This window comes from Citrobacter portucalensis, from assembly GCF_023374935.1.
Lineage (GTDB): Bacteria > Pseudomonadota > Gammaproteobacteria > Enterobacterales > Enterobacteriaceae > Citrobacter > Citrobacter portucalensis.
Map to the genome: position 1 here is coordinate 4,370,695 of NZ_CP092466.1, position 21,217 is coordinate 4,391,911.

Below are 21,217 nucleotides of genomic sequence, written 5' to 3' on the forward strand. Positions count from 1 at the left end.
TTACCGGGCCTGGAAATAGCACTTCCCCGTAGGCCGGATAAGGCACAGCCGCCATCCGGCACTTGCCCCCACTCACTCGGTAATCACAAACCGCGTCGCGGCAAAGCAGTTCAAAACCCGGTGCACCAGAAATACCATGGTGAGCGTTGCCACCAGCGCGACGGTGACGGAGGTGATGCGGTACAGATCGCTGAATACCAGGTCCTGATCCGGGTGCAGGTTCTGGCCAAACATAATGCCGATGGTAGTGATACTGGCAAAACCCACGCCTGCCCCGACTTTTTCCATTACGTGCAGGCGGGCACTGAACGCCAGCCCGAGGCCAATCAGCGGCATCATCAGCAGCATATGGTTGCTGAAATCATAGATAAGCAGTTGCACCAGCAGAATATACAGGCAGGCCAGCACCACGCCGACCACGCGCCAAATCGAGCTGATCACAGCGCCACGGTAGTGCATCGGAAACAGGATCAAAATGCCGGCCATCAGCGCCGACAGCGAATCACTCAAATCGCAGATCTGGAAGACCACAAAAATCATCGTCGCCACCGTGCCGGAAAGCAGCGATTCATGGCGCACCCGGGCGGCATCTTTCTCAATGCGCGGCGGTGGCTGGCGGGGTTCCACGTCCGGGATCAGATAATGCAGCAGCGCGCTCAGCGCCACCGCCATGACGCAGGCTTCCATATTGGAGAACATCAGCGTATGCCAGTTGGTGGTGGGATAGCTCATAAAGTTGAGCATCGTACTCTGGCACACCACGCCCATCGAACCGAGCAGAAACAGCGGTCCTTTGCTCATAAAACGAAAACGCATCACATACAGGCCGAACACCACCAGTGTCATAACCAGCGGCCACTGTGAAAGATAACCGACGATCAGCACCATTTCAACGCAGTTCACCGCCGCGCTGAACACGAACTGTGTTGCCACATGGCGGTTGAATACCGGTACCAGCGACAGCAGCATCAGCGGATAAACCACAAAGAACACGCCGTACTGCACGTTGTAGAAGGTCGAAATACTCAGCGCGATTGTCCCGGCAACGGAGATACGCAGGGTCTGGCGAAAATCATTGGCGGTGTAGACAATATTCCCGTGCGGCGTAAAGACGTGGGCCAGCGTGTTAATAGACATAATGTAGCCAGCTAACGAGGTGGATCTGCGCCCCGGCAAAGGTGCGGGCGAACACGCCCTCGCTGTTATACAGCTGTACCGTGGCGCGCGCCCCGGTCGGTAACGGCGTGTCAAGCGGTTCGTTCAGCGCGACGTGAATGCGCATACGCTGGGCATCGCGCACCCAGCGGGTGGACTGTTCCGGTTGCGACAGCTGGCCATTAACCTGTTCCTGGCCCGCCAGAATACCGGCATCGCTGCTGGTGACGCGGGCAGAGAAAACCTTGCCCGGCATGGCGTCGAACACCACGGCGGCATCGGTATCCACTTTAGTGTGGCGCAGACTTTTCTCGCGAAAGTCGGCCACGATATCGGTCTGATGGCTGACCAGCGCCAGTAGCGGCGTGGCGGCAGTGGCGTAAAGTCCGGGGCTAAGCTGGAGGTTACTCACCGTGCCGTCGGTCTGGGCATATACTTTGCTCCAGCCGAGGTTCAGCTGCGCCTCTTCCAGCGTGTTACGGTATTTTTGCAGCGTTACGTTACGTTTGTCATCGAGCTCTCCGCGCTGGATCAGCAGGTTCTGAATACTGGCATTCAGCGCCGCCACCGACTGCTCGCTGGTTTGCCAGGCGGTACGCACCTTGTCGAGATCGGATTGCGACACGTTCTGCATGGCGCTCAGGCGCTGATAGCGGTCTAAGGTGGTCTTATCGTTGCGGGCGTTGAATTGCGCGGTGCGCAGGTTGGCACGGGCAGAGGCGATCTGCGCATCCAGCTGTTGGTTACTCAGCTTCGCCTGCTCAAGGGCAATTTGCGCAGCCTCGACCTTATTGATAAATGGCGTCGGATCCAGTTCGTACAGCAAATCGCCCTTCTTCACCTGGCTATTGTTATGCACATGCACCTGCGAGACGTAGCCGGAAACGCGTGAGGAAACGGGCGTTACCACACGCATCACCGTGGAGTCCGGCGTCAGCGGGATCCAGATATCGGCAACGATAAACCAGGCGAATATTACCAGGAAAGCGGCAATACTCACCCTTACCCAACGGGCAAATTTTTGTTCTGGGGTCATCATAGTTTTTTAGTGTTGATTGTCTTCTTCGCGGATTGTCCGCAGATTGCAGGCGATTTGATTGAGCGTGGCGCTGAAGGAAGCGAGTTCCGCCTCAGGGATGGTGTAGGTGACGCGATGTTGGTATGTCTCTATCACCCGGTTAAGTTCTTCAAGCCTTGAGCGGCCTTGCGCGGTCAGCGTTAACAGTCGGATGCGTTTGTCATAAGGCGATGTGGAACGCAGTAGGTAGCCCTGCTTTTCCAGTAGTGTGAGGGTGCGCATCAGCGGCGGCAGTTCAATGCCCTGCACCTCCGCCAGTTCACTGACCGAGACGTTGTCTCCTAGTTGATACAGCTGCATCAATACCGTCCAGCTTGATTGCGTCAGGCCAGTATCGGTGATGGCAGCATCAATAATGGCCCGCCACTGGCGCACCACCATCGCCATGCGCATCCCCATCGGACGGCGGGCAAACAGTTCATCTTCAGTCATCTTACTTCCCCTCATCGCTGAAAAGAAAATAATACTTATCAGGATAAGTATCAAGAAACAGACTATCAACAAGCATGAATTGATAAACACCGTGAATATAAAAGAGGCCGGATGCGCTAACACCCGGCCTCGGTCGATAGAAAATAATTACTCCACCTGATCGCGTCGCAGCCCGACGTCCCGCAACCGCTCATCGCTCATCTGTTGCAATAGGCGCCGCGTTTGCGCCCGCAGCCGCCACGCCTTGTATGCCCGCCAGATCAGTACAAACCCAATAAACGGCTGTTTTGCTTTATTCTCGTGAAATTCCATACCTTGCCTCCCCGCCTTGCCAGAGGCTTTATCTTCACGGATCTGGCCCAAAACAATACAGACTCAAAAAGTACTTTTATTTAACATACAGATTGGTTAAAAAGAGTTCTGCATCGCTTTTTTCACGCCATTCTGTACTGGTTTTTTAATCTGTATGGTACCCATGAGGGATACAGCATGACGCGTTACCAACATCTGGCCAATCTGCTGGCCGAACGCATTGAGCAGGGGCTGTATCGCCATGGCGAAAAATTGCCTTCGGTGCGTAGCTTGAGTCAGGAACATGGGGTCAGTATCAGCACCGTCCAGCAGGCATATCAGACGCTGGAACAACTACAGCTGATCACACCGCAGCCGCGTTCCGGTTATTTTGTCGCACCGCAAAAAGCGCAGCCGCCGGTGCCGCCAATGTCGCGCCCGGTACAGCGTCCGGTCGAGATAACCCAGTGGGATCAGGTGCTGGACATGCTGGCAGGTCATGCGGATAAATCGATAATCCCTTTTAGCAGTGGCGTGCCAGATATCAATCAACCCAGCCTGAAGCCGCTGTGGCGCGAGCTAAGCCGCGTTGCGCAGCATAATCTCAAGGCGGTGCTGGGTTACGATGAATTACCTGGCTGCCGGGAATTGCGTCAACAGATTGCACGGCTGATGCTGGACGGCGGTTCGGTGGTCAATGCAGACGATATTGTGATCACCAGCGGCAGTCAGAGCGGAATGTCGCTGGCGCTGCTAACGGTTTGCCAGCCTGGCGATATTGTCGCCGTTGAATCACCGGCCTACTACGGCACGATGCAGCTACTGCGCGGCTTAGGGATCAAGGTGATTGAGATCCCAACCGATCCGGATACCGGGATCAGTGTTGAAGCGCTGGAGCTGGCGCTGGATCAGTGGCCGATCAAAGGTGTGCTGCTGGTTCCCAACTGCAACAACCCTCTCGGATTCATTATGCCGGATGCGCGTAAGCGGGCAGTGCTCGCCCTCGCCCAGCGCCACGACATCGTTATTTTTGAAGACGATGTGTATGGCGAACTGGCAACGGAGTACCCACGCCCGCGCACGATCCACTCCTGGGACAGCGACGGTCGGGTAATACTCTGCAGTTCGTTTACCAAATCCGTCGCCCCCGGACTGCGCGTGGGTTGGGTGGTGCCCGGTCGCTATTACAACAAGCTGCTGCACATGAAGTACGCCGTCATCGGCACTAACGTTCCCGCTACGCAACTGGCGGCGGCGACCTTTGTGCGCGAAGGTCATTATCATCGGCATATCCGGCGTATGCGCCAGATTTATCAGCGCAATATGGAGATCTACACCTGCTGGGTACGGGAATACTTCCCCTGCGGGATCTGCGTCACCCGACCGAAAGGCGGCTTTATGCTGTGGGTCGAGCTGCCGCTCCAGGTCGATATGGTCTGTGTCGCTAAGCAGCTCTGTCGCCTCAAAATCCAGGTTGCACCGGGTTCTCTGTTCTCCGCATCGGGGAAGTATCGCAACTGTGTGCGCATCAACTGCGCATTGCCGCCAAACGACAAGCATCGGGAAGTAATGCAGAAGCTCGGAGAGGCGGTAAAAACGGCAATAGAGTAGATCGAGCTGCCCGGCGCTTCCGGGCAGGCAATTAGGCAGTTTAAGCTATCTCTAATGGCTTAAACCCTGAATCTCTTCAGCGGAAAGTCGGGTGATTTTTTGTACCGTGCTGATATCGATGCCATCTGCCAGCATGGTGCGGGCAATACGCAGTGCCTCATCACGTCGCCCCTCTCGAAGCCCTTCCAGCCTGCCTTTTTGTAGTCCTGCCTCATGTAATCTGTCCGCGATCGCCATCAATTGCTCCTTGTGCTGCGGTGAACGTTCGGCAACCCCGCGAATAAACTCACTGAATCGAGGTGCATCGCCAGTTCGTAAAATATAATTAAACAGCGTCTTTATCTGAGTGTCATTAGTCAGTCCGGTAAGTAGCAGGGAAACAATTTGCTCGACCAATCCCATAAGATCGCGTTGACGGATATGTTTTTGGATTAACTCCAGCAGCGCCATACGTCGATGCTGCACAATTTCGTCATCCGGAATAACCGTAATATCCACCAGCGGAAACGCCGCAGCATACAGCTGACGAGCCAGCTTCGGGTTGGCAAACTCATCCAGCCAGCACAGCGAATAAGGGTACGGGCTTTTAGCGCCGTGATAAAACAGCATCGGCACCACCAGCGGCAACTGCTGATGCCCGGCATCTAAATGTTTCTGCATGGCCGCTACCGCATAGCGCATCAGTCTGAATGCCATATGCGCATCCGGTGTGCTTTGGTGTTCAATCACCACATAAATATATCCATCCCCATCCGTCGTTTTCACCGACCACAGCACATCGGAATAGTACGCACGTAAATTCTCTTCGATAAAACTGTCTGACTCGAGTTTAAGCGTCTGAAGATCGCAAAGCTCGCGCAGCAAAGCGGGAAGATGTATTTGCAGAAAATCCCGTGCAGTCTCAGGGTGACGTAAAAATGTTTTAAAAACCGCGTCATGCGGTGTTGAAGCGGAAGCTTTGTTCATGGCGATCCTTCACCTGAAAATAAGATGCCATGACTGTAGCGCCGGAAAACCACATCCTCCCCTGCAACTTTCTCTCTTTGCGAGACGATTTCCGGGATAACAACGCCCTTATGTAACGTCTGCATTTGTCTGGAACACGTCACGCAGAATCGCCATCTCAATGCGCATTCCCACTTTTTCACCACTCGGCCTGTGCTATAACAAATCATCACTTTCAGGGAGGACACGATGTGACGCATACCCGAGATATTCCACAATCGTTCTGGCGTGATGAGCAGTTGCCGTGGCTGGAACTGCGCAGCACCTGGCAAAGCCAGCAGGCCTATAAGCGGCATCACCACTCTCAGCTCTCGATTGGGGCAATTCTCGAGGGGGAAACGTGCTGTCTGTGCGATGGCGAGGAATACCATCTGCAGGTGGGCGATCTGATTGTGATACCGCCGCTGGCACCTCACAGCTGTAATCCTGTTAACGGACAGTTTCGCAGCTATCATATGCTTTATCTTGATGCCAAGTGGTGTCTTGCTAATCTGCCTGCACAGAACACCAATCAGCGGCTTTGCACGCCTGCTCCCGTTATCCGCGATGCGCAATTATTCCAGCGTTATATGCACCTTGTGACGCTTATGCCGCAACGCCAAACCGCACAAATAACGGATGCCGCGCAAACATTGCTTCACTCGCTGCCGTTACAGTCGGTCACACCAGAAAACCTAAGCGCAACCAGCCAGTATCTGCGCGAACGGTTGCAGTCCAGCCTGCTCGCGCCGCCCTCGCTCGATGAGCTGGCACATGAATGTCACATGCGTAAAGAGACGCTGATCCGTACCTTTAAGCAGGACACCGGGCTGACGCCAGGAAGTTATCTGAACATCATACGGATTGACTATGCTCGCCAGCGGCTGCGGGCCGGAGACGAAATTGCCGATGTCGGCTACCAGAGCGGGTTTGCCGACCAGAGCCATTTCCATCGCACCTTTGTTCGCTACACCGCCGCCACACCGCGCCAGTACGCGTTGGGACGATCAATATCAGACAATAATTAGCGCTGCGTCAGGCGTACGGTGATCTCAGATTCATTCTCTGAGGTCGCTATGTCGCTGCTTTCGGTACTTTTTCCTTCTGCTTTTCCCGCGCTGGCGCTGGCGCATTTCGTCGCATTGCTTAGCCCCGGGCCGGACTTCTTTTTACTGGTCGGTTACGCCGCACGATACCGAATGCGCGGCAGCGCCGGGTTGTGCGTGGGGATCGCTTTCGGCAACGGGCTGTATATTCTGCTGGCAATTATCGGTTGGGGGATCCTGCGCCAGCTTCCCCTGTTGTTTACGGTTATTGAGCTGCTGGGCGCGCTCTATTTATTGTGGATTGGCAGCCTGCTGGTACGCAGCCGCCCGCAAACGCTGACCGGAACAGACGCCCAGTCTACCTGTCCAGGATTTGGCAAACAGATACTACTGGGATTGGGTTCGTCACTGCTCAACCCAAAAAATGCGCTGTTCTATCTGGCGCTAATGACCGCCCTGCTCGGCCCGTCGGTGACGCTGCTGCAACAAACCATGAGCGGGATCTGGATGACCAGCATAGTGCTGTGCTGGGATCTGCTGATCGTGATGTTCATCGGTTTACCGCAGATCCAGCGACGGTTATCCAGAGGGATATTATGGGTAGAACGTATCGCTGGCGGTGTATTGATTATCTTCGGTTGTGCCATCGCTCTGCGGTTTTTGCAGAGCATCGTAGTCTGATTTGCAGGGCGATTTTCTGCACATAAACCGGATAAACTCGTTTAATTAATATCCAATCCGCATTACACTGCGGATGGTTATTACCCGTTCAACTTACTCTTCCTGAGGTGCGATGTGCTGATTGTTACCTGTAATCGTTACGTTTTCTGACCCCGCGTCAGTGAGCGTATCTTCTGTTTGCGCTTCGCGCAGACAGCGTTTTTGATTACATGAAATTCAGTACATTTGCAGTCTGCTTTTTTTCTGTCATCGGTCTGACGTCTCAAAGACGGTATTGAATTTCGCTATTCCCGTTGAGGGTTTTCTCCCGACAAGGAGCTGTTTTATGCAACGGATTCTCGCGTTTTTCTCCCAACGCGCCACAACGCTTTTTTTTCCTGTCGCATTGATTTTATATGACTTCGCCGCCTATCTGTCGACGGACCTAATCCAGCCCGGCATCATTAATGTCGTACGCGATTTCAACGCCGACGTCAGCCTGGCGCCCGCGGCGGTCAGCCTCTATCTGGCGGGCGGCATGGCGCTGCAATGGCTGCTGGGGCCGCTTTCCGACCGAATTGGCCGCCGTCCGGTACTGATTGCGGGAGCGCTAATTTTTACGCTCGCCTGCGCTGCCACATTGTTCACCACCTCGATGACGCAATTTCTGGCCGCTCGTTTTGTGCAAGGCACCAGCATCTGTTTTATCGCCACCGTCGGCTATGTCACGGTGCAGGAGGCATTTGGGCAAACAAAGGCCATCAAGCTAATGGCGGTAATCACCTCTATTGTGCTGGTGGCACCGGTTATCGGCCCGCTCTCCGGAGCGGCGCTAATGCACTTTGTACACTGGAAGATCTTGTTTGCCATTATCGCCGTCATGGGGCTTATCGCACTCATTGGACTCACATTAGCAATGCCAGAAACCGTCCAGCGTGGCGCGGTGCCGTTCAGTGCGCGCAGCGTAGTGCGTGATTTTCGCGACGTTTTCCGCAACCGGGTGTTCCTGTTTGGCGCAGCCACGCTGTCGTTAAGCTATATCCCGATGATGAGCTGGGTGGCGGTCTCACCGGTTATTCTGATCGATGCTGGCGGCATGACCACATCGGAGTTTGCCTGGGCACAGGCCCCGGTATTTGGCGCGGTGATCGTCGCCAATATGGTGGTCGTCCGCTTCGTGAAGGATCCGACCCGGCCACGCTTTATCTGGCGAGCGGTTCCCATTCAGTTGAGCGGGCTGGCGGTATTGATTGCTGGCAATTTACTGTGGCCGCACGTGTGGTTGTGGTCAGTGCTGGGGACCAGCCTGTATGCGTTTGGCATTGGAATGATCTTCCCAACGTTATTCCGCTTTACACTATTTTCCAACAACTTACCGAAGGGTACGGTTTCGGCGTCATTGAATATGGTGATCCTGACGGTGATGGCGGTTTCTGTCGAAATTGGGCGTTGGTTATGGTTCAACGGCGGCAGGATTTCGTTTCATCTGCTGGCGGTGGTGGCTGGTATTGCCGTCGTGTTCACGCTGGCAGGCTTACTAAAGCGCGTACGTCAGCATGAGGCCACCGCATTAGTCACAGAGAGTTAACCTCCTATGAACCGCCCCCATTCGCGAACAGTGGTTTTGTGTTTAGCGGTCGGGGGCAATCCATCATAGTGCATCAACTTTTAATCATCTGACGAGAGATAACGGAACTTCCGCATCGGGTTCATGCGTGATCCGATTACGCAGGTCACGACGAATCATTTCAATGACCCAAAACCAGAAAATATGTCCAATAATTTCCGACACATATTCATCAAATGGTAGCTGAGACAAGGGCGGCGAAAGATGAAGGGCGGGAATGAAGATGCCATGAACTGCCACCGTCACGATTAAACCTGCCAGTACCCCCTGCCAAAGTTTAACTTTTGGAAAAATTTCAGCGGCAACGCAATATCCGACTGCAAACACTAATGAAAATATGATGTGCGTGACCATAACCGGATTAATCACATGTTCAGAAAAGGTATAGACCGTTTGCGTGGGGTCAATCCCTAAATAGTCTCGGAGAAAAAGGTACGGAGGATTAAACTCATTTCTTCCCAGAGAAAATGTCCTGGGTGGAAGCGGAACTTCGGCTCCCCACTTAACAAATGCAGAAAGTACGCCAGAAATGATACCGACTAGCACGGCAACACCATAATGGCGGCGTTCCGTCGGTGTCCTTGAGAATAAATCTTTCAGCTTCATAACTCATCATCCCTTATATGCCATAACACTTAAAACCAGTGGCTATGCTACCCAGGAGGGATGCTGAAAATTGTGACAAAGATTACTTTTGATAAAAAATGATCTTAAATGACTACTTATGAGTTAATTTGATTGTGAATATAGCTTCATCGCGAATGTCGTACAGGCGTTTTATCCGGCCTACTGGGTTACGTAGGCCGGATAAGCATCAGCGCCATCCGGCTACGCTCACCTCACCTTACGCAATGCGTGCAAATCCCGCTTCCAGATCGGCAATCAGGTCGTCGATATCCTCAAGACCAATATGCACCCTGACCAGCGTGCCGCTGAAATCTACCTCTCCAGCCGGGCGAATGCTGTTCAGCTCTTCCGGCTGGTTCGCCAGAATGAGCGACTCAAATCCGCCCCACGAATAGGCCATATGGAACAGCGAGAAGTTATCGAGGAAATTCGCCATCTGTTCGTCGGTCAGTCTCTTTTTCAGCACAAACGAGAACAGGCCTGAGCTTCCGATAAAATCACGCTGAAAATACTCATGGCCCGGACATTCCGGTAATGCCGGATGATTCACCCGTGCCACTTCCGGCCTTGCCGACAGCCAGCGGGCAATATGGATACTGCTCTCCTGATGCTGCTTAAGGCGTACCGCCAGGGTGCGCAATCCGCGGCTGCCGTTGTAGGCCGTATCGGCGTCCAGCGTTTGCCCCATCAGATAGGAGTTCTCGCGCAGGCGATCCCAACAACGGGCGTTCGACACCGCCGTGCCCAGCATGGCGTCCGAATGGCCGATGGTGTACTTCGTTCCCGCCTGAATGGAAATATCCACGCCATAATCCAGCGCTTTGAACAGCACGCCCGCCGCCCAGGTGTTGTCGATCATAATGACAATCTCCGGATTCACCGCGCGGATAGCCTTCACCATCCCCGGCACGTCCTGGACTTCCATGGTGATAGAACTTGGTGACTCAAGGAATACAACCTTTGTTTCCGGACGCAGAAGATCGACGATACCTGCACCAATCAGCGGATCGTAATACGTTGTTTCCACGTTGAATTTACTCAGGATCTTATTGCAGAAATCCTGGGTTGGTTCATAGGCCGCCCCCGTCATCAGAATATGATCGCCACCCTGAACAAACGCCAGAATCGCATTGGTCACCGCCGCAGCACCACATGGGTACAGCGCACAGCCAACGCCGCCTTCCAGTTCGCTCATTGCCTTCTGGAAGGCAAAGTGGGTATAGGTTCCGCGACGACCATAAAACAGCTCGCCGTTCGCGCGATTGGCGGTGGCAAATTTCTTGTCCTTCACGGTATCAAATACCAGTGAAGAGGCGCGTTGGATAACCGGATTCACCGCTCCCTGGGTATAGCGTTTGTCGCGACCAGCAACAACCAGGTGCGTTTCAAGCTTCATTGCGTCTTTCATAACATCTCCTGTTCTTAATCCGTGTGAAACCTATACCACCGCAGCAGTAGAGTTTATTTCAGCGTTGGTCTGCTTTTTTCCAGCGAACCGTTCAACAATCTGCGCCGCATTCAAATCATGGATAACGTTAATCAGTGTGGCCGGCGCATCGGTAATGGTGCCCAGCACCACCAGCATCGGGATTGCTTCCATCGGCAGGCCCAGCGTGGTGACAATAAAGATTTCACCGAGGAACGCCCCGCCCGGCACGCCACCAACGATAATGGCGGAGAGCACCGCAATCAGCATCGTCAGGAAGAAGGTTTCGGTGGTGAATTCCATGCCCAGCACGGAATAGATAAAGACAATTTTTAGCGCGGCAATCATCGCCACGCCGCCCTTGTTGAGGTTAACCAGCAGCGGAATGGAGACATCAACGATTTCCGGGTTAATTCCCATCGCCTTACCGGCACGCAGCGTCACCGGGAGCGTCCCCAGTGAAGAGCAGGTACCCAGCGCGGTCGCAGACGGTTCAATCGCGTTACGCCAGAAGGCTTTGACCGCCGGAATACCGCCGCCAATATACGAATAGAGAATCGAGCCAAAGACAAAGTAGACCAGCGTGGCAACCATAAACAGGCCGATGGCGCGGGCAAAGGTTAACAGTAGTGCAGAGTCCTGACTGGCCATGGTGGCGGCGAAGTAGCAGCCCAGACCAATCGGCGCGACCTTCATAATGATCGAGACGATCTTCATGATCACGGTATTGGCGTCTTCCAGCAGCGACGCAATACGTTTACCGGCCTGATCCGACTGGCCAATTGCGACACCGGCGATGATCGCCATTACGATCAGCGCCAGAATATTGGACTTAGAAAACAGTCCGATAAAGTCGCTGGTGGTGATCATACTGACAAAATCCATCTTACCGCTGCCCGCCTGCACCGACTGCGAGAGATCGATAGTGACGCCCTGCGCCGGGTTATACCAGAGCGCCAGCGCGACGATCCCGGCGGCTGGAATAAAGGCCATGGCGATCGAAACAATAAAGATAATCGCCATAATGCGCCCCAGCCTTTTTAGGTCGGTCATACTGGCGATCGAAGACATAACGCTGATCCCCACCAGCGGCACAATAATCATAAATAGCAGGTTTAAGAATATCTGACCTATTGGCTGGAGTTTACTTGCAAACGATGGGGCATAAATACCTAATAAGCCGCCAATCACCAGAGCAACTAATAAAATAATCGACGATCTGTAGGGTTCGAGTCGTGACCACATAATCGGTACCTTTAGAATAATAATTAATGAGATTAAATTCACAATGTGATGAGTTTCCGTTTCGCCTCCTTTTATTTTGTGACGTAACTCACCTAAGTTGTTATTTTTTCATTTTGCCAGCAAGTTATTTCCTGTGATTCAATAGTTGCATGTTTAAAACGCGAATGTAACGGCCTATTCGTACCGTTTTTGCAAATCACTTGTGAATTAAAGGAAACTATGAGTACGCCAATTTCACTCAAGCATCTGGAGTTTTTTACTAAAATCGTCGACTGCGGAGGATTGTCAGAAGCCGCGGCGCAGCTCAACGTATCGCCGTCTGCGGTCAGCAAAAGTCTGGCTGCGATGGAAGACACGCTGGGCACGACATTAATTAAACGCACCACCCGCAGTATTACCCTGACCGACGCCGGGCAATATCTCTTCAATCGCGCTAATAAGCTTTTGAAAGAATTCGATGAAACGCTGAATACCACTTCAGGTTATTACCACAGCCCGCAGGGTGAATTACGCATAACCTGCTCAATTGCGTTTGGTTATTCCCGGCTGGTGAACCTGGTAGATAAATATCGCTCCCAGTTTCCGGATGTGAATCTGTATATCGATCTCAACGATAACTTCGTGAATCTGAACGAAACGGATTTCGACATCGCCCTGCGCATCTCCACCGCACCGCCGCAGAACTATGCGATGCGCAAGCTGGTGCCTGTTCGCTGGGCGTACTGTGCCTCACCCGGCTACCTCGCCAAAAAAGGCATGCCCCAGCGTCGAAGCGATCTGGTGGATCATGATTGTCTGGTTTATCCAGGCCTCACGCCGGTACTGAAAGTGGCGGATGAACAGGATCGTCTGCATCAGTTGAAACTGCATATGCCGATCCAGGCCAACAGCAGTCTGGTATTGCTGAAGTCAGTATTAGAAGATCAGGGAGTGGCGTATTTGCCCACCTATCTGATTGGCGATCATATTCAAAAAGAAGAGATAACGCCGCTGATGCTCGACGGCACTATCACCTGTGAAACTCACGCCCTGTATGCGCTGTACTTTCCCAGCAAGTACAGCAATCCGAAGGTGCGATCGTTTATCGATTTTCTGGTGGCGGAACTCGGCCCCTTGCCCGCCTGGGACAACTGGATCCCTGAGTAAGCCCAGCCCACCTGAAAATGGGAGGCGCTCCACATTTTTTGCGCGATCCCCCCGTCTGGCTCTATCCTTAAGCCTATGAATAAAATTGCTGAACTCAAACGCGCCAAGCGACTGGCGCTCTCATTGCTGCTGATTGCCGCTGCCACCTTCGTCATCACGCTTTTTCTGCCGCCTAACTTTTGGGTACTGGGGATCAAAGCGATCGCCGAAGCGGCGATGGTGGGCGCGCTGGCGGACTGGTTTGCCGTGGTGGCGCTTTTTCGCCGGGTGCCGATCCCGTTTATCTCGCAGCACACGGCGATTATCCCGCGCAATAAGGATCGGATCGGCGAAAACCTCGGTCAGTTTGTGCAGGAAAAATTTCTCGATACCCAGTCGCTGGTCGCGCTGATCCGCCGCCATGAACCGGCGCTGTTGATCGGCAACTGGTTCAGCCAGCCGGAAAACGCCCAGCGTATTGGCCAGCATCTGCTGCAGATCATGAGTGGTTTTCTCGAACTGACCGACGACTCGCGCATTCAACGGCTGATCAAGCGGGCGGTGCACAAGGCCATCGACAAGGTCGATCTCTCCGGTACCAGCGCGCTAATGCTGGAAAGCATGACCAAAAACAATCGCCATCAGGTGCTGCTCGACACGCTGATCGCCCAACTGATCGCCCTGCTCCAGCGCGACAGCTCGCGGGCGTTTATCGCCCGACAGGTAGTGCACTGGCTGGAGACCGAACATCCGCTGAAAGCAAAAATCCTGCCGACCGAATGGCTGGGCGAACACAGCGCCGAGCTGGTATCTGATGCCGTTAACTCCTTGCTGGATGACATCAGCCACGATCGCGCGCATCAGATCCGCCATGCCTTCGATCGCGCCACGTTTAAGCTCATCGATAAACTCAAACACGATCCGGAGATGGCCATGCGGGCCGAAAGCCTGAAAAGCTATCTGAAGGAAGATGAAGCCTTCAACCGTTATCTTGGCGAGCTGTGGGCAGACCTGCGCCAGTGGGTGAAAACCGACATTAACGCCGACGATTCCCGCGTGAAGCAGCGCATCGCCAGCGCCGGGCAGTGGTTTGGCGAAACACTGGTAGCCGACAGCGCCCTGCGCGCCTCACTGAATGGGCATCTGGAGCAGGCCGCACATAAAGTGGCGCCAGAGTTCGCCACCTTCCTGACGCGCCATATTAGCGACACGGTGAAAAGCTGGGATGCACGCGATATGTCGCAGCAAATCGAGCTGAACATCGGTAAAGATTTGCAGTTTATCCGCGTCAACGGCACGCTGGTTGGCGGTTCTATTGGGCTGGTGTTATATCTGTTGTCGCAAATTCCTTCCCTGCTGACGCTGGCGAATTTTTAAGGAGAAAAATTCAATGACGATGAACATCCGCATTTTTTCCCTGCGCGAAACACCTGAAAAACTGCACGAGGTCACCGCTTACTTTCAGCAACAATGGGCCTCAGAAGACTCCGTGAAGGTATACGAAGATGCGCTGCATCGTTGCATTGGCGCAAAGAACCCGCTACCGCAGTGGTACTGGCTGCAGGACGGCGACAGCATCGTTGGCTGCGCCGGATTGATCACTAATGATTTTATCAGTCGCGGCGAACTGTGGCCGTGGCTATGCGCGCTCTATGTCGATCCTCGCTATCGTGGTCACGGTCTGGCGTTTCGCCTGATTGAACATATTGCGCAGCAGGCTAAACAGCTAGGCTTTATGCAGCTCCATTTGTGTACTGACCTGGAAGGTTTATACGAGAAAGCGGGATTTTACTTTGACGGACCGGGCTATCATCCGTGGGGGGAAGTCTCACGGGTCTACAGTCGTAATCTGTAAGCGCACAATTGTTGTACATCAATAAAGCCAGATAAATTGCATGGTTATAATGCGACGTCTTTTTACTGTCTCCCGTGTTACGGGGAAGGAAAATCATGTCGCTAATCACCGATTTACCCGCCATTTTTAATCAATTCTCCGACGCCCGTCAGAAAGGTTTTCTCACCGTAATGGATCTTAAAGAGCAGGGTATCCCGCTCGTTGGGACCTATTGCACCTTTATGCCGCAGGAGATAGCGATGGCGGCAGGCGCGGTCGTCGTTTCGCTATGCTCAACCTCTGATGAAACGATTGAAGAGGCCGAAAAAGATCTGCCACGAAACCTGTGTCCGCTGATCAAAAGCAGCTACGGGTTTGGTAAAACGGATAAATGTCCGTACTTCTACTTCTCTGACCTGGTGGTGGGCGAAACGACCTGCGATGGTAAAAAGAAGATGTACGAGTACATGGCTGAATTTAAAGCGGTACATGTGATGCAACTGCCCAACAGCGCCAGTGATGCGGCTTCGCGGGCGCTGTGGAAAGCCGAGATCCTGCGTCTGCAGCAGGCAATCGAAGCCCGTTTTGGCACCCCGATTACCGAAGCCGCGCTACGTGAAGCCGTCATTCTCAAAAACCAGGAACGTCGTGCACTGGCGAACTTCTACCGCGTTGGTCAGCTCAACCCACCCGCACTCAGCGGCAGTGACATTCTGAAAGTCGTCTACGGTGCAACCTTCCGCTTTGATAAAGAAGCACTGATCGACGAGCTTAATAGCATGGCCGAGCGGGTACATCAGAAATGGCAGGCCGGGAAACGTCTGGCGTCGCGTCCACGCATACTGATAACCGGCTGCCCCATCGGCGGCGCGGCAGAAAAAGTGGTTCGTGCCATTGAAGAAAACGGCGGTTGGGTGGTGGGTTATGAAAACTGTACCGGTGCGAAAGCCACTGAACAGTGCGTGGAGGAAACTGGCGACGTCTACGACGCACTGACCGATAAATACCTCGCCATAGGCTGCTCATGTATTTCCCCTAACGATCAACGTCTGCAAATGCTCAGCCAAATGGTTGAAGAGTACCAGGCTGACGGCGTCGTCGATGTCATTTTACAGGCTTGCCACACTTACGCCGTTGAATCACTCGCCATCAAACGACACGTCCGCCAACAGCACAACATTCCCTATATCGCTATTGAAACCGACTATTCCAGCTCGGATATCGGCCAACTTAGCACTCGTGTCGCCGCGTTCATTGAAATGTTGTGAGGAACAGGGATGACATACTCAATAGGGATCGATTCCGGCTCCACGGCGACTAAAGGTATTTTGCTGGAAAGGAACGTCATCAGACGTCGCTTCCTCTGCCCAACGCCATTTCGCCCTGCCGAAGCGATCGCGCAGGCATGGGAAACGCTGCAGGCGGGGCTGGACGATAGACCATTTTTAACCCTCACTGGCTACGGACGGCAGCTTGTGGATTATGCCGACAAACAGGTCACTGAAATTTCCTGCCACGGGCTGGGAGCACGCTTGCTGGCTCCCGGCACCCGCACAGTGATTGATATCGGCGGTCAGGACAGTAAAGTCATCCAGTTAGATGATGATGGCAACCTCAGCGATTTCTTGATGAACGACAAATGTGCGGCAGGGACCGGACGATTTCTGGAAGTCATCTCACGTACGCTCGGCGCCAGCGTAGAGCAGTTAGATGCGATTACCGCTGGCGTCGAACCACATGCCATCACCAGCATGTGTACGGTTTTTGCCGAGTCAGAGGTCATCAGCCTGCGCTCTGCGGGTGTCGCGCCGGAGGCAATTTTAGCGGGAGTGATCAACGCGATGGCCCGACGCAGCGCGAATTTCATCGGGCGGCTTTCAGGGCAGGCTCCACTGTTATTTACCGGGGGAGTAAGCCACTGTCACGCCTTTGCCCGTATGCTTGAAGGCCACGTTGGCATTCCCGTACACACGCATCCCGATGCGCAGTTTGCCGGGGCGATTGGGGCCGCGTTAATAGGCCAGCGTCAGGGGAAACGTAAGTGAAGGAAGCACTGTTCCTGTTTCATTCTACCCTCGGCGTCATCAAAACGCGTAAAGCGCTACAGGCTGCGGGTATGTGCTTTCGGGTGGCAGATATTCCCCGCGAGCTACGCGGTGGCTGCGGGCTGTGCATTTACATCGACTGCGTTGCTGGCAAGGAGGATGAGTGGATAATTCCGGGTCATACCGAATCTATCTACCGTCTTGAAAACGGAGGCTGGCGCTGCCTTGCCACTTTTCCCCCTTCCTGAACGTACCAGGGGACTTAGTTTTATTTTACTTTTCATTATCATTTACGCATGTAATATAACAATTATCAGCTAACAGCGCGAAATGAGAGTCCGTATGTCCCAGGGAAGCCCAGATTCAAATCGTCATGCCATCAGCGTCGCGCTTTTTGGCATGCTGGTCTTAACACTGGGTATGGGAATTGGGCGCTTTCTGTATACACCAATGCTGCCGGTACTGCTGTCGGAAGGTCAATTTACATTTGAGCAACTCTCCTGGATTGCCAGCGCCAACTACGCCGGGTATCTGGCGGGAAGCCTGCTCTTCTCCTTCGGGCTCTTCCATCTTCCCTCACGCTTACGCCCGATGCTGCTAACGTCCGCGCTCGCTACCGCAGGGCTGATTCTGGCGATGGCAAGCTTAACGCAGCCCGCGCTGGTGATGCTGATCCGCTTTCTGGCGGGCGTCGCCAGTGCAGGTATGATGATCTTTGGCTCAATGATCGTTCTGCATCATACCCGGCATCCCTTCGTGATCGCGGCATTGTTCTCCGGCGTTGGCGCAGGCATTTTGCTGGGCAATGAATATGTTATTAGCGGTCTGCATTTTGCGCTTTCATCGCACACGCTCTGGCTGGGCGCAGCGGCAGCCTCGGCTCTGTTCTTTGTGCTACTGGTTATACTCCTGCCATCTCGCAACCACGTGCTCCCCGCTGCGGCCCCGGTAAAAACAGAGCATCAGCCTATATCCTGGTGGCTGCTGGCTCTACTGTACGGGCTGGCCGGATTTGGCTACATCATTGTCGCCACCTACCTGCCGCTGATGGCGAAAAGTGCCGGTTCGCCGCTGTTGACTGCCCATCTCTGGTCGCTGGTCGGCATATCGATAATTCCGGGGTGTTTCGCCTGGCTGTGGGCCGCCCGACGCTGGGGAGTATTGCAATGCCTGACGGCGAATTTGCTGATTCAAAGCGCCTGCGTGGTCATGACGCTCGCCAGCGGCTCCTTGCCGCTGCTGGTGATAAGCAGCATGGGGTTTGGCGCAACGTTTATGGGAACTACTTCACTGGTGATGCCGCTTGCCCGTCAACTAAGCGTGCCGCGCAATATTAATCTGCTGGGCCTGGTCACTCTGACTTACGGCATTGGACAAATACTTGGTCCGCTATTAACCAGCCTGCTGGGAAGCGGCGCACAGGCGATCGTTAACGCCACGGTGTGCGGCGCGGTCGCGTTGTTTATTGCGGCGCTTATCAGCCTCACGCAATTATACAAACAGCGTTTCGCCTCGCCCAAAAGAGTATAAACGGCAAACATCTAAAGAAGTTATATTCGGATTAGTCCGCAATTAAATGTCAGCATTTAATAAACCGCAAATAATCGGCAATTACCCGTCAGACAATTTATAATTCCCGGCTGTTCATTTATAAACTCAATTTAAAATGCGTAAAAATGGACATATTAATTCAACATCAACACCATCTTCGGGAAAGGCACATGTCGTGGTTTAAAAAAATACTACTGGGGTTAATTATTTTGGCGGGTTTAATTGGTACGCTAAAGGATTATAAAGACTTTGGCCTGTTTGGCGCACTGGGATTGTTTATTATCTTCCTGTTATCAACAACATTCTTATGGCAATGGGCCTCTGGCAAGTTACCGGAGATAACAAAGTTACATGCCATACTTATTTTACTGGCCAGCGCGGTAGCCTCTATTTTTGTTATCAATATGGCAATTGCCGGAAATTTGCATGTGGATTTAATGGAAGTCATGCGCGTTACCATTACCCATAATCCGCTTTTTTATCTGATCCTCTGCGTGGTCGCATGGGTAAAAGTGGGCATCTGGCAATGGCTGTTTAGCGGTGTACAGATGAAAGAAAGCCAGCCGGTTTAAACTCCAATAGATGTAAAAAAGGCGTCTTAACCAAGACGCCTTTTTCGTACTAGTATAACTACTTAGAACTGATAGGTCAGACCCGCAACAACCTGATTGTCGCCGTCTTTGCCATCGAGCAGGTTAATTTTGTAACCCACATCAGCAACCATGTTTTTGTTGAAGTAGTAGTCTGTGCCCAGCGCAACGTATTCGGTCAGATCAGTGTTGTTGTTGTCACGTGCATGAACGTATGCCACGTTCGGACGCAGACCAAAATCAAACACATAGGCCGCCATCGCTTCAAAGTGCTGCGCTTTGTCCGCATCCTGAATCAGGTTGTGGGATTCGCCGTACATGGTCGCAACGTAGATAGCGTTTGCATCATATTTCAGGCCAGCACCCCAGAATTCTGCGTTTTCGCCATCCCAACCATTTTGTTTCTGCTGAGCAGTCACAGAACTGTTGGTGTAGGCTGCAATGGCAGATACGCCGGAATCAGCGATATTGTCGTAGCCTAGGGAGAAGCCGTAGCCATTGCCGTGCTGTTTCGTCGGATCCTTATCGGAATCATCCTGACCCTGATATTGCGCGCCCAGGCTCAAGCCATCAACGGCACCAAACAGATTTTTGGTGCGGAGTGTTGCAACGCCAGAAGTGCGTGTAGTAAGGAAGCGGTCAGTATTTTCATAGGAGTCACCGCCGAACTCTGAAAGAGTGTCAGTGTAAGCTCCCACGTCGTAAGCGATACCGTAGTTACGACCGTAGTCAAAGCTAACGTCATGGCCATAATCCAGACCAGCAAACGCCAGACGTGTATTAACACCATTCTGAGAACCTTCTGCTTTAGCGGCATCAAACTGACTTTCAAACTGACCATAGCCAGTCAGTTGATCGTTGATTTGAGTCTCACCGCGAAAACCCAGACGTGCGTAGGTACCGTCAGCATCGGTGCCGTCAGTCCAGGAGTGGACCGCTTTCACTTTGCCGTACAAATCAAGTTTGTTGCCATCTTTATTATAAATTTCCGCTGCATGAACGGAAGTGACGCCTAATGCCATCACTGCTAATACCACTGCTGACTTTTTCATATTTTTACTCACTTTTAATTGTGAATTTTGCTATCAACTTTGTTATGAAGGCAGGAAGTCCTCATAAAAAAGCCCCCTGAATATCAAGGGGAGAAATCAATAACACACCAATAAAGGCAATAATGAAGTGGCAATAAATAATTCACTACTCGGATTTCAGTTAAATCCAGGCTAAGAGCAGATATGTTTACTCTTGATTCTCACTCTGATTAATAGAGCGATGTAACATTAACGCCTCAGCGATAATATCTTGTTTACTTTTACGGGTTTCAAATGCCAGCATCCGAACATATTCCCATAGAGAAGTATCGACACGGGCACTTAATAGAACCATATCTTTTGATCGGGTTCCCCTGGCTTTTCGGATATCAGGGTAATCTCGAGAGGGCATCGTCATCATCTCCTGAACGCAATAAGACGCTTATGGCGATGAAATATGCAGTCAGTGTAAAAACATGTCAACGGTAAAAAACATTCACAATCGTAATAAAACTGTTAATAAATAGCAGAAAAATGGAACGATATTTCAAGTGAAAGATAACTTGTTTATAGAATAATGTGTAATTTTAACTTTACATATATTCGTTTTTATTCATTTGATTAAAAAAGCATGAATCATTCACATGGATAATGATATACAGTCAAAACATCATTGCAGCCAATAGGTTACATGTCGTTATTAATGTCTACTTTTACGCAAACCACGTGTTTTTATGCGCTGTTATGCCAGGCGGCCCTGCCCTAACCACAGCGGAAATTACTTTGATTCTCACTTAATACAGACCAGTTTTGTCTAAAAATACGCACGAAAAGGTAAAAATAAGGTAAATAGCGCATT

21 protein-coding genes are annotated in these 21,217 nt (G+C 52.4%); 12 read left to right on the forward strand and 9 right to left on the reverse strand.

Annotated features, from left to right (window positions below; all coding sequences use genetic code 11):
* Window positions 1-72: 72 nt before the first annotated feature.
* The 4 genes from LY264_RS21185 to LY264_RS21200 all read right to left on the reverse strand — a co-directional run bounded on the left by LY264_RS21185 (window position 73) and on the right by LY264_RS21200 (window position 2,977).
* Window positions 73-1,137, reverse strand: a complete 1,065-nt coding sequence (locus LY264_RS21185) for a DUF2955 domain-containing protein (protein ID WP_003830044.1) — start codon at window positions 1,135-1,137, stop codon at window positions 73-75.
* On the reverse strand, window positions 1,127-2,194 hold the full coding sequence (locus LY264_RS21190) for an HlyD family secretion protein (RefSeq protein ID WP_048227147.1): 1,068 nt from the start codon (window positions 2,192-2,194) through the stop codon (window positions 1,127-1,129). Before LY264_RS21190 ends, LY264_RS21185 begins: the two co-directional genes overlap by 11 nt.
* A 6-nt stretch (window positions 2,195-2,200) precedes the next feature.
* Entirely contained in the window at window positions 2,201-2,665 is a 465-nt protein-coding gene (locus tag LY264_RS21195; protein ID WP_048227148.1) for a MarR family winged helix-turn-helix transcriptional regulator, read from the reverse strand.
* Window positions 2,666-2,812: 147 nt separating this feature from the next.
* Entirely contained in the window at window positions 2,813-2,977 is a 165-nt protein-coding gene (locus LY264_RS21200) for a DUF1127 domain-containing protein (RefSeq protein ID WP_003019180.1), read from the reverse strand.
* Window positions 2,978-3,154: 177 nt separating this feature from the next.
* Here LY264_RS21200 and LY264_RS21205 point away from each other — a divergent pair, with 177 nt between their 5' ends.
* Window positions 3,155-4,567: an aminotransferase-like domain-containing protein gene (locus LY264_RS21205; protein WP_048215014.1), complete on the forward strand. Its 1,413-nt coding sequence runs from the start codon at window positions 3,155-3,157 to the stop codon at window positions 4,565-4,567.
* 51 nt (window positions 4,568-4,618) lie between these two features.
* Here LY264_RS21205 and LY264_RS21210 read toward each other — a convergent pair whose 3' ends face one another.
* Window positions 4,619-5,533, reverse strand: coding sequence for an Rpn family recombination-promoting nuclease/putative transposase (locus LY264_RS21210; protein ID WP_048227149.1), 915 nt, complete (start codon window positions 5,531-5,533; stop codon window positions 4,619-4,621).
* A gap of 230 nt (window positions 5,534-5,763) precedes the next feature.
* Between LY264_RS21210 and LY264_RS21215 the strand changes: the two genes are divergently transcribed.
* The 3 genes from LY264_RS21215 (at window position 5,764) to mdtM (ending at window position 8,845) form a co-directional block, all read left to right on the forward strand.
* The gene (locus LY264_RS21215) at window positions 5,764-6,579 is read left to right on the forward strand and encodes a helix-turn-helix transcriptional regulator (RefSeq protein WP_048227150.1); all 816 of its coding nucleotides are present in this window, start codon (window positions 5,764-5,766) and stop codon (window positions 6,577-6,579) included.
* 48 nt (window positions 6,580-6,627) lie between these two features.
* The gene (locus tag LY264_RS21220; RefSeq protein ID WP_048227151.1) at window positions 6,628-7,278 is read left to right on the forward strand and encodes a LysE family translocator; all 651 of its coding nucleotides are present in this window, start codon (window positions 6,628-6,630) and stop codon (window positions 7,276-7,278) included.
* A 325-nt stretch (window positions 7,279-7,603) separates the two neighbouring features.
* Entirely contained in the window at window positions 7,604-8,845 is a 1,242-nt protein-coding gene (mdtM, locus tag LY264_RS21225) for a multidrug efflux MFS transporter MdtM (protein ID WP_048227152.1), read from the forward strand.
* 84 nt (window positions 8,846-8,929) lie between these two features.
* On the opposite strand, the gene LY264_RS21230 is transcribed toward mdtM, so the two are convergent.
* The 3 genes from LY264_RS21230 to LY264_RS21240 form a co-directional block, all read right to left on the reverse strand.
* The gene (locus LY264_RS21230; RefSeq protein ID WP_048227153.1) at window positions 8,930-9,490 is read right to left on the reverse strand and encodes a YagU family protein; all 561 of its coding nucleotides are present in this window, start codon (window positions 9,488-9,490) and stop codon (window positions 8,930-8,932) included.
* Window positions 9,491-9,728: 238 nt separating this feature from the next.
* Complete coding sequence (metC, locus tag LY264_RS21235) at window positions 9,729-10,919, reverse strand: cystathionine beta-lyase (RefSeq protein WP_008786099.1); 1,191 nt, start codon at window positions 10,917-10,919, stop codon at window positions 9,729-9,731.
* Between the two features lie 30 nt (window positions 10,920-10,949).
* On the reverse strand, window positions 10,950-12,182 hold the full coding sequence (locus tag LY264_RS21240; RefSeq protein ID WP_048227154.1) for a dicarboxylate/amino acid:cation symporter: 1,233 nt from the start codon (window positions 12,180-12,182) through the stop codon (window positions 10,950-10,952).
* Window positions 12,183-12,401: 219 nt separating this feature from the next.
* On the opposite strand from LY264_RS21240, the gene LY264_RS21245 reads away from it, so the two are divergent.
* The 8 genes from LY264_RS21245 to LY264_RS21280 all read left to right on the forward strand — a co-directional run bounded on the left by LY264_RS21245 (window position 12,402) and on the right by LY264_RS21280 (window position 19,309).
* Entirely contained in the window at window positions 12,402-13,328 is a 927-nt protein-coding gene (locus tag LY264_RS21245) for a LysR family transcriptional regulator (RefSeq protein WP_003845596.1), read from the forward strand.
* 75 nt (window positions 13,329-13,403) lie between these two features.
* A complete protein-coding gene (locus LY264_RS21250; protein ID WP_048227155.1) occupies window positions 13,404-14,684 on the forward strand; it encodes a DUF445 domain-containing protein in 1,281 nt (426 codons plus the stop codon).
* A 13-nt stretch (window positions 14,685-14,697) separates the two neighbouring features.
* A complete protein-coding gene (locus tag LY264_RS21255) occupies window positions 14,698-15,162 on the forward strand; it encodes a GNAT family N-acetyltransferase (protein ID WP_003830072.1) in 465 nt (154 codons plus the stop codon).
* Window positions 15,163-15,257: 95 nt separating this feature from the next.
* The gene (locus LY264_RS21260; RefSeq protein WP_048227156.1) at window positions 15,258-16,409 is read left to right on the forward strand and encodes a double-cubane-cluster-containing anaerobic reductase; all 1,152 of its coding nucleotides are present in this window, start codon (window positions 15,258-15,260) and stop codon (window positions 16,407-16,409) included.
* Window positions 16,410-16,418: 9 nt separating this feature from the next.
* The gene (yjiL, locus tag LY264_RS21265; protein ID WP_048227157.1) at window positions 16,419-17,186 is read left to right on the forward strand and encodes a putative 2-hydroxyacyl-CoA dehydratase activator YjiL; all 768 of its coding nucleotides are present in this window, start codon (window positions 16,419-16,421) and stop codon (window positions 17,184-17,186) included.
* The gene (locus tag LY264_RS21270) at window positions 17,183-17,434 is read left to right on the forward strand and encodes a putative Se/S carrier protein (RefSeq protein WP_048227158.1); all 252 of its coding nucleotides are present in this window, start codon (window positions 17,183-17,185) and stop codon (window positions 17,432-17,434) included. The genes yjiL and LY264_RS21270 overlap by 4 nt, the downstream gene beginning before the upstream one ends.
* Window positions 17,435-17,528: 94 nt before the next feature.
* A complete protein-coding gene (locus LY264_RS21275) occupies window positions 17,529-18,716 on the forward strand; it encodes an MFS transporter (protein ID WP_048227159.1) in 1,188 nt (395 codons plus the stop codon).
* Between the two features lie 191 nt (window positions 18,717-18,907).
* Entirely contained in the window at window positions 18,908-19,309 is a 402-nt protein-coding gene (locus LY264_RS21280; protein WP_032942287.1) for a hypothetical protein, read from the forward strand.
* A gap of 62 nt (window positions 19,310-19,371) precedes the next feature.
* On the opposite strand, the gene LY264_RS21285 is transcribed toward LY264_RS21280, so the two are convergent.
* Window positions 19,372-20,379: a porin gene (locus LY264_RS21285; RefSeq protein WP_048227160.1), complete on the reverse strand. Its 1,008-nt coding sequence runs from the start codon at window positions 20,377-20,379 to the stop codon at window positions 19,372-19,374.
* Window positions 20,380-21,217: the final 838 nt, after the last annotated feature.

What these genes read in the sequence shown, in the direction of transcription:
- LY264_RS21245 (WP_003845596.1), top strand. Translation starts at nt 12,402, where the DNA reads ATGAGTACGCCAATTTCACTCAAGCATCTGGAGTTTTTTACTAAAATC.
- LY264_RS21220 (WP_048227151.1), top strand. Translation starts at nt 6,628, where the DNA reads ATGTCGCTGCTTTCGGTACTTTTTCCTTCTGCTTTTCCCGCGCTGGCG.
- LY264_RS21200 (WP_003019180.1), bottom strand. Translation starts at nt 2,977, where the DNA reads ATGGAATTTCACGAGAATAAAGCAAAACAGCCGTTTATTGGGTTTGTA.
- LY264_RS21205 (WP_048215014.1), top strand. Translation starts at nt 3,155, where the DNA reads ATGACGCGTTACCAACATCTGGCCAATCTGCTGGCCGAACGCATTGAG.
- LY264_RS21255 (WP_003830072.1), top strand. Translation starts at nt 14,698, where the DNA reads ATGACGATGAACATCCGCATTTTTTCCCTGCGCGAAACACCTGAAAAA.
- LY264_RS21210 (WP_048227149.1), bottom strand. Translation starts at nt 5,533, where the DNA reads ATGAACAAAGCTTCCGCTTCAACACCGCATGACGCGGTTTTTAAAACA.
- mdtM (WP_048227152.1), top strand. Translation starts at nt 7,604, where the DNA reads ATGCAACGGATTCTCGCGTTTTTCTCCCAACGCGCCACAACGCTTTTT.
- LY264_RS21230 (WP_048227153.1), bottom strand. Translation starts at nt 9,490, where the DNA reads ATGAAGCTGAAAGATTTATTCTCAAGGACACCGACGGAACGCCGCCAT.
- LY264_RS21185 (WP_003830044.1), bottom strand. Translation starts at nt 1,137, where the DNA reads ATGTCTATTAACACGCTGGCCCACGTCTTTACGCCGCACGGGAATATT.
- LY264_RS21275 (WP_048227159.1), top strand. Translation starts at nt 17,529, where the DNA reads ATGTCCCAGGGAAGCCCAGATTCAAATCGTCATGCCATCAGCGTCGCG.
- LY264_RS21260 (WP_048227156.1), top strand. Translation starts at nt 15,258, where the DNA reads ATGTCGCTAATCACCGATTTACCCGCCATTTTTAATCAATTCTCCGAC.
- LY264_RS21285 (WP_048227160.1), bottom strand. Translation starts at nt 20,379, where the DNA reads ATGAAAAAGTCAGCAGTGGTATTAGCAGTGATGGCATTAGGCGTCACT.
- metC (WP_008786099.1), bottom strand. Translation starts at nt 10,919, where the DNA reads ATGAAAGACGCAATGAAGCTTGAAACGCACCTGGTTGTTGCTGGTCGC.
- LY264_RS21250 (WP_048227155.1), top strand. Translation starts at nt 13,404, where the DNA reads ATGAATAAAATTGCTGAACTCAAACGCGCCAAGCGACTGGCGCTCTCA.
- LY264_RS21195 (WP_048227148.1), bottom strand. Translation starts at nt 2,665, where the DNA reads ATGACTGAAGATGAACTGTTTGCCCGCCGTCCGATGGGGATGCGCATG.
- LY264_RS21190 (WP_048227147.1), bottom strand. Translation starts at nt 2,194, where the DNA reads ATGATGACCCCAGAACAAAAATTTGCCCGTTGGGTAAGGGTGAGTATT.
- LY264_RS21280 (WP_032942287.1), top strand. Translation starts at nt 18,908, where the DNA reads ATGTCGTGGTTTAAAAAAATACTACTGGGGTTAATTATTTTGGCGGGT.
- yjiL (WP_048227157.1), top strand. Translation starts at nt 16,419, where the DNA reads ATGACATACTCAATAGGGATCGATTCCGGCTCCACGGCGACTAAAGGT.
- LY264_RS21240 (WP_048227154.1), bottom strand. Translation starts at nt 12,182, where the DNA reads ATGTGGTCACGACTCGAACCCTACAGATCGTCGATTATTTTATTAGTT.